Below are 6,817 nucleotides of genomic sequence, written 5' to 3' on the forward strand. Positions count from 1 at the left end.
AATTTATGGATTGTGAATCGCTCTTATCGTTGCATCAACAAGGATTTTCATAGTGTCAAAAATTTGCAGCGACTTATGTTGAGGAACAAGGAGCTGAAGATCAGTGCATGCAAGAATCACTGTAAACACTTTTTTCTCCTCAAAATCCTGAACAACAGAGATAAGGAATTTTCTGTCTGCATCAGAATGTCTTCCTGAAACAAGATTATGAATAATCTTACCCAATTTTGCCTGCTGAAAATTATTTGGAGGTATTTGTTTAATTCCTGCATGAGAGAGTGATGTTTCGTAGAGTTTTTTTTGCAAAGAGACCGTTGTTGCGAGAATGCCAACTCTGTGTATGTTCTGCTCAAGCAAAAAACGTGTTGTTTCTTCTACAATACTTAAAACAGGAATGTGCACAGCTGCACGAATCTCTTCAATGAAAACATGCAATGTGTTGCAGGGAAGCACAAGAAAGTCTGCACCTCCTCTTTCGAGGCGCTGTGCTGCGTCAATCAAAAAAGGAAGGTATTTTTCTTCTCCTATTGCCTTTTCCAAAAGTTCACGTTCTACTTGCATAATAAGAGGAATGTTCCAAATAAGAATAGGAGGCCTCTTATTTCCATCTTTTTGAAGAGAACCAAAAACAACGTCTAAGTAAAACTCCGCTGTTGTTTCTGGACCAAGTCCTCCAATTATACCGACGGTTTTCATGAGAAACACCTTGTTATTACTTCTTGAAGCTTTTGTTCTACAGATCCACGCTCTGTTGGAGCAATACATGTATCATAGAGACGAACAAGTGCCTTAAGATAATTAAGACATTCCTTTTTCTGCGCTGGTCCGAAATGATCCTGAGCGTGTAAAATTTTAGTTGTAACGTCTTCATCTTTCTCAAGTAAAACACGGGCGTGTTTATCTGCGCAAAAATATGGGGCACAGTGCGGTTTCTTTGGATCAAAGGTTTTGCCCGAAACAACATAAAGGAAAGATAAAGGATCTTTCTCAGTAACAAACCCTTCTACCTGTGCTTTGTAAAGCCGATCAAAATAGACTTCATCTTTTCTTCTATCCCCTGTAAGAGCCCATCCTACTTTAAGAGAAACACCACGCTCTTGTTGAAACCAGACCATATCAGCAAGTTGCCGTTGTGCGTAAGGAGGAAGCTCTGAAAAGCACCAAAGTGCATGTTGGTATCTGCTCTCTGTTTCAAGAGCAGAAGCAAACAGAACAGACCAACCATGCAAACCTAGATTTGTGATAGTCGTTTCTAAAGTTGCTCTGTAATGCTGTGCTATTTGCTGGATTTCTGCATCATCAAAACCATTCGTCTTTGCATGGCTATCCGCAATAAGAATATATTTTCGATCAGCCAGCGCTTCACTAACAAGAAGCATAGTCAAAATATCTATAGGAAGTCCTTGAGTAAGAAATGGAACTCCGTTAGAAAGCCCGACACCAAAATAAAGCGCATCTCTTGAAACCCATGATGATGTTCCCTCCAAAGATTGTTCTTTCTCAACAAGGGATTGGTTTCTAATAAAGCGCTCTAACTCTGACTGATTGGTGATACCGTAAATCAGAACGTGGTCGTCCAAAAGCAGGTTGTGCTGTTCTCATGGAAGGAACTAACAAAAGCCACCATTATATACTTTCTTGCACAATATTCAATAATTATCCGAAAAATATATAAATTCCTGTATATTATACAACTTTGATACAAATGAAAGACATCCAGCCAAGACTTATCGACGCATTCAAGAAAGGATACTGCACGCCGCAAATCGCGCGAGTAGCAAAGAAGCTCAAAGAACCATCAACCACAATCCATTACAACATAAAAAAACTCGAGAAAGAAGGAGCAATAAAAGCATACAAGGCAGTGTTTGACTACAAAAAAATCAACGAAGGATTCTGCGCGTTTGTTCTTATCAGTTTATCTCCTGATGAATATGGCAATCCTGAAAAAATAGGAAAAGAACTCGCGAAACATCCAGAGATAGAAAGTGTGGATATCGCGACAGGAGATTGGGAAATGGTTGTCAAAGTCCGCGCAAAAGATCAGGACGCGTATTACGAACTCGTCAAGAATGTCATCTCACGAAAAGGAGTCACAAAGATTAAGACACTCACCAGCCTAAAGCAGTTAAAGACAGAATTTGTGGAGTTGTAGAAAAATTTATATACTTACACTGCTTACACTGATTTATGTGTGATAAATAAGGTGATAAAATGCCAACAATAACACTAGCTGTACCTGAAGAACTGAAAAAAGAGATGGATGAAACAAAAGAGATAAACTGGTCTGAAATAGCTCGAGCTGCAATTCGAGAAAAGCTTGCGCAACTGAAAATTTTCAAAGCAATTACTGCAAAATCAAGATTAACAGAGAAAGATGCTCTCGCGCTTGGAAGAAAAATCAACAAAGCAGTCCATGAGCGATATAAAAGAGAACATCCTGGTGCATACTAAATGAGATTGGTTATTGATGCAAATATCATATTCTCTGCATTAATAGCATATAACCAAAAGGGAATAGAAATTAATCACAAAGAATAACGCACCAACAACCCCACACGAGAATAAAGATCTTCTAAATAAAGAGCATCACAAATTCGTTCCGTGATAAGATCTTCACGAAGATGGTTCAAAAGGGCGTTCTTATAGACAAGCGCCGCTTCTTTAAATCGTCGAGAAGGATCACTATGTTGTTGATACATTTTATCTGAAACTATTCCCGCGCAATCAATACAAGAAGCTGATGGAGCAGTCAAAAGAAAGTTCGCTGGAGCGCCATCAGAAAATGCAAACCCTCTTTCTTTTGCATGTTCTACATATGCAAGAAGCGCGCAAAAGTTCTCGAGAGTTGGACGAAATGATCCATAAGGTTTTCCAACAATGTGTTCGCGAACAAGACCTGAAACACGTTCAATTTCAGGGATATCTTTAAGAGCGTAACCTCCTCCAAATTGTTCGCGGGGAACAAGCAAAGGACCATCACGAACAACAGTAACAAGCTCATAAGGAGTAGGAACACGAATATCTGCTGCAAGAAGCATTTCCATATTGCGAAATTCAACTTCCGCGCAAGAAGCATGATCTGGCTGGTATACTTTTAAGCATTTTCCATCTCCTAAATCATAGACAACGCCTTGACGACCATGACCTAAACGAGGCATGGACTGAAAAAAAGAGGAAGGAATTTCTCGAACCATAAAGAGAAGAAACAAAAGACATCATTTAAATGTTATGAAGAAAATAGAAAGAAAAAAGAAAAAATTTCAAAAATACTTCTCTCTCTTCTGGATCAAGTACACGACAATAGCAAACACCGCAAGTAAAACAATAAACGCAGGGATGCTTTCTGTTTCAAAGTATTGCATAGTCCCGATAAAGACAGCTGCTGCGGAACCGATGAACAACCCAATTTTAATAGGAACATCAAAACTCAGGAACATCACAATAACAAGAGTCAAAACAGCAAAACCAAGAACTGACAAGTACTTCCATGTATCATATTGTCGTTTTTCATCATCATACGTTTTCTGCTCTGCCTGTTGTTCTTCGAGACATTGATCGCGTTTTTCAACCATTGCTGCTTGCGCGTCTGCGTCATAACATTTGCTTTCTTCAGCATACGGGGCATAGCCGTAGCAGTCTTTGTACATCGGATAATCGTAGCCCGTATATTCAGGCAAGAATGTCCGAACACCGAGGAACACTAAAGGAACATACAGGAAGATGACAATGAGTGTATAAATCAGTTTACTCCACGAAAAACCAGATTTAGCAGTTAATTTTGCGTCCTTTGAGGAAATTGCTTTCATTGTTTTAACCATAAGAAACGTCTCAGATTTAGTTATATTTATAGTTATGTTTTTTAATCGCAAAAGACCTTCACTTTGGAATCGCGAAGGAGCAGTTTATTCGCTCAGTAAAGACCTAGTACACAATTCATCCTTTTTTATTATTTATTTATTTATTTATTTATTTATTTATTTATTTATTTATTTATTTATTTATTTATTTATTTATTTATTTATTTATTTATTTATTTATTTATTTATTTATTTATTAAAAAATACATAGGGATTCCAAAAAACCAATAAGGCGAATAAAGGGCGAGAGAAACAAAGCAAACGAGAAGAATAAAAAGACTGAAAAGAAATTATAAAAAAACTTATTCCTTCCAAACGCCTTCAAACATTTTAGCTAATGCTTGAGCGAAGAATGGGGAACTTACCCATATACCAACGTCGTAGCTTGGAACTGCTTTATCATCGTCTAGCAATGCAAAGCTTACTTCCTTACCATCAACAATTGCGAATCGTGATCGGACAACATCAACGTGTCGAACAGAAGCGGATTTTTCAAACACTTCAACACCTTTCTTTGATTCTTTAGTGATAGGTGCTGCGATTTTGATTTTAACCCCGCGCTTTGCCGCTCTTTCAACGCTTTTCTTGATTGATTCTGAAAGGCGAACAAGTTCTTTTGCTGATGTCATGATCATAACGGATTTCTCAGCGTTGTTGATCATCGTGTTCATGTTATTGTACATGTTTGTTCTGTCACGTAAGCTGCCAGATAATTCTGTTGGGTTGATAACGTCAACACCTTGTTTATATAACAATTCAAGTTCTTCAAGGATAGTGTCTTTTCGTAATTCTTCAAGAAGTTTTGCATGGTTAAGAGCGTCTTCATGAACTCGTTGTTTAACGCGTTCAAGAACTTCCTGTGGTTCAACTGCGATATATTTGATTGGTTTTCCAATCTTCATAATAATAAATCCTTTTTTCTCAAGGCTTTCAAGAACGTCATATGCTCGGGATCGTGGAACATTAGAAATGTCAGATAATTCACCAGCGCTGGAAACTCCTCTGGAAAGCAATGCGCTCCAAATTTTAGCTTCGTAGCTGTTGAGTCCAAATTCCTTGAGTTTAGTTAAAAATCGTTGATCCATCATAAGCAATAACCTCGTTTCTTTTTTCTTAAATATAGCCTCTTTTAACAACTATTTTGTAAGGAAAGCCTTGACCATATTTAAATGTTTCGCTTAGTTAGTACTGTTGGGTAGTTATAGATTTTCATTGAAGAAGAGAAAGAGGAGTTTGTTTATAAAGAAGAGTATAAGTAATTTATAAGCAGAATATGCTTTACCCATTCAATTTTTGAACAAGCGCCGCGTAATATTTCGGAGCAATATAATAACCATTTTCAATAATCTGATTCAAGAGCAAAAGCGCTTCTTTCTTTGTAAGAATCTTCTTTTGTACAGCAAGAAAAAGAACAGTTGTTGTTCTAAATGTTGAAATATTCAACGCTTCTGCTGCTTTAATCGCTGCAGCATCATCAAGCAAAATAGAGTCATTTCTTTCTCTTGCAAGGGAAATTGCGGCAGTTTCCCCTTTTCCTAAACCCAAAGGAATAATTTTTTCAGGGTTACTTATTTGTATTATTCCAGAAGTTCCTGCTTCTTTGAGTATTTGCAATCCAAGTTTATTGTCAATAAAGAGCTCTTCTTCTACTTCTTTAGGAATGGTTATTGTACCAAAGAGCGCCTTCAAAAGACCGAGTTTATGAATTCGCGCAAGACAAATCAATGGCGTTGTGTTAGAGATCATTGTTGCTCATTCCAAAAGTGCCAAGTCCTTCTCCAAATCTTTTTGAGAATATGCTGTCCAATCGACATTTTTCTGTTTGAGAATATCAAGCATTTCCCAAAGAGAGATTCCACAATCTTCAGCAGCTTTACCGACAGAAATTTTATGCTCTTTCAAAAGTTCAAGAGCGTTTTCGAGTTTCCACTCTTTCAATGCTTTATCGAGAAGTCGACGTACTACTTCACTCCTATCGGTGTGCCATTTCTTTTCTACTTGTATTAACGCCTGCAAAATGGGTTTTTCGATTCTGACGGATATTGTGGAAGTCATGTTTGCAGTATAATACATTGCATACATATTTAAATTTTTCGATGAGTTTAGCTAATTTGTCACAAAGAAGTAGTAACAAAACAAAACATTTATGAAAAATCGGCGCAAAACCTTGCTCTTCAGAGCGAGGATGTAGCGCCGAGATTCCGCAAGCGCCGATTTTACATCCCACGGAAGCGCCACCACTCGTTTGCGAGCCGTAAAACCAATGCCTTTAGGCATTGGATAGGAATGTTACAGATACAGAATACTTTGATGCAGCAGTACGAAATCCGGTTACCTTATTGCAGGATAAAGATCTAAAACAAGTAGCTTCTTCAGTACTAGAGCTATTAGTTGCAAATGGAGAAACAGATCTCTGTGTTTTTGAATCACCTGAACATAAAGAACATGTCCTCTATTTCAAAGACCTTGAAACAGGTTTAGACCGGTTCTCTGTACCGGGTTATAGTCAAATTGTTTTTGGAGTAGATACAGAATCCATTTATTCTCCAGAAGCAGGCTGTATGACTTCAAAGCAGGATGCACATAGTATTGTCGTAAAAGTCGCACAACCAAGAGATTCTTCTGAAAAAGTATTTGCAATTCATCTTGGAGAAACTGTCGACGGAACTTATTTATGTGGAATTATTGCAGAAGGAACTGATTTTGCAACAGCACGAGTAACTAATGTAACGGGAAGTCAAATCTCAACATATGATTCTCCAGAAGGAGATTATCGAAAGATAACTGGTGTTGATAATGAAGATCTTCGGCAAAGACTCTTAGAGCCTATCCCATTAGATTGACCTCCATGTAATTATTCCACATGCGAGATGCAATAATCCTATGTAAGCATCTGGTCTTTTAGACCAACGAATCAATAACCCTCTAAATCGGTTGAACCAACTATGTGTACGTTC

At 37.7% G+C, this 6,817-nt stretch carries 10 protein-coding genes; 3 read left to right on the forward strand and 7 right to left on the reverse strand.

All coding sequences use genetic code 11. From position 1 onward, the window contains the following. Positions 1 to 3: 3 nt before the first annotated feature. Positions 4 to 696: an amino acid racemase gene (locus HZC31_00360; protein ID MBI5001816.1), complete on the reverse strand. Its 693-nt coding sequence runs from the start codon at positions 694 to 696 to the stop codon at positions 4 to 6. After that, positions 693 to 1,580, reverse strand: a complete 888-nt coding sequence (locus tag HZC31_00365; protein ID MBI5001817.1) for a hypothetical protein — start codon at positions 1,578 to 1,580, stop codon at positions 693 to 695. The genes HZC31_00360 and HZC31_00365 overlap by 4 nt, the downstream gene beginning before the upstream one ends. A 116-nt stretch (positions 1,581 to 1,696) precedes the next feature. On the opposite strand from HZC31_00365, the gene HZC31_00370 reads away from it, so the two are divergent. Both HZC31_00370 and HZC31_00375 read left to right on the forward strand, forming a co-directional pair. Next, positions 1,697 to 2,155, forward strand: a complete 459-nt coding sequence (locus HZC31_00370; GenBank protein ID MBI5001818.1) for an Lrp/AsnC family transcriptional regulator — start codon at positions 1,697 to 1,699, stop codon at positions 2,153 to 2,155. Between the two features lie 59 nt (positions 2,156 to 2,214). Continuing rightward, entirely contained in the window at positions 2,215 to 2,454 is a 240-nt protein-coding gene (locus HZC31_00375) for a hypothetical protein (GenBank protein ID MBI5001819.1), read from the forward strand. Positions 2,455 to 2,528: 74 nt separating this feature from the next. Here the strand turns inward: HZC31_00375 and HZC31_00380 are convergent, their stop codons facing one another. From HZC31_00380 to HZC31_00400, 5 genes are all read right to left on the reverse strand, one after another. Continuing rightward, on the reverse strand, positions 2,529 to 3,197 hold the full coding sequence (locus HZC31_00380) for a hypothetical protein (GenBank protein ID MBI5001820.1): 669 nt from the start codon (positions 3,195 to 3,197) through the stop codon (positions 2,529 to 2,531). 66 nt (positions 3,198 to 3,263) lie between these two features. After that, a complete protein-coding gene (locus HZC31_00385) occupies positions 3,264 to 3,821 on the reverse strand; it encodes a hypothetical protein (GenBank protein MBI5001821.1) in 558 nt (185 codons plus the stop codon). A 341-nt stretch (positions 3,822 to 4,162) separates the two neighbouring features. Then, complete coding sequence (locus HZC31_00390; protein ID MBI5001822.1) at positions 4,163 to 4,948, reverse strand: TrmB family transcriptional regulator; 786 nt, start codon at positions 4,946 to 4,948, stop codon at positions 4,163 to 4,165. Positions 4,949 to 5,138: 190 nt separating this feature from the next. After that, positions 5,139 to 5,606 (reverse strand): hypothetical protein, encoded by a 468-nt coding sequence (locus HZC31_00395; GenBank protein ID MBI5001823.1) that lies wholly within the window; start codon positions 5,604 to 5,606, stop codon positions 5,139 to 5,141. Positions 5,607 to 5,612: 6 nt separating this feature from the next. Beyond that, positions 5,613 to 5,915: a UPF0175 family protein gene (locus HZC31_00400; GenBank protein MBI5001824.1), complete on the reverse strand. Its 303-nt coding sequence runs from the start codon at positions 5,913 to 5,915 to the stop codon at positions 5,613 to 5,615. Between the two features lie 221 nt (positions 5,916 to 6,136). Between HZC31_00400 and HZC31_00405 the strand changes: the two genes are divergently transcribed. Continuing rightward, positions 6,137 to 6,703 (forward strand): hypothetical protein, encoded by a 567-nt coding sequence (locus HZC31_00405; GenBank protein ID MBI5001825.1) that lies wholly within the window; start codon positions 6,137 to 6,139, stop codon positions 6,701 to 6,703. Positions 6,704 to 6,817 lie beyond the last annotated feature (114 nt).

It is taken from the genome of Candidatus Woesearchaeota archaeon (genome assembly GCA_016214075.1).
GTDB lineage: Archaea > Nanobdellota > Nanobdellia > Woesearchaeales > DSVV01 > JACRPI01.

Bases quoted from the DNA above. Each gene is read 5' to 3' on its own strand.
- HZC31_00390 (MBI5001822.1), bottom strand. From the start codon at position 4,948: ATGATGGATCAACGATTTTTAACTAAACTCAAGGAATTTGGACTCAAC.
- HZC31_00395 (MBI5001823.1), bottom strand. From the start codon at position 5,606: ATGATCTCTAACACAACGCCATTGATTTGTCTTGCGCGAATTCATAAA.
- HZC31_00380 (MBI5001820.1), bottom strand. From the start codon at position 3,197: ATGGTTCGAGAAATTCCTTCCTCTTTTTTTCAGTCCATGCCTCGTTTA.
- HZC31_00360 (MBI5001816.1), bottom strand. From the start codon at position 696: ATGAAAACCGTCGGTATAATTGGAGGACTTGGTCCAGAAACAACAGCG.
- HZC31_00385 (MBI5001821.1), bottom strand. From the start codon at position 3,821: ATGGTTAAAACAATGAAAGCAATTTCCTCAAAGGACGCAAAATTAACT.
- HZC31_00375 (MBI5001819.1), top strand. From the start codon at position 2,215: ATGCCAACAATAACACTAGCTGTACCTGAAGAACTGAAAAAAGAGATG.
- HZC31_00400 (MBI5001824.1), bottom strand. From the start codon at position 5,915: ATGACTTCCACAATATCCGTCAGAATCGAAAAACCCATTTTGCAGGCG.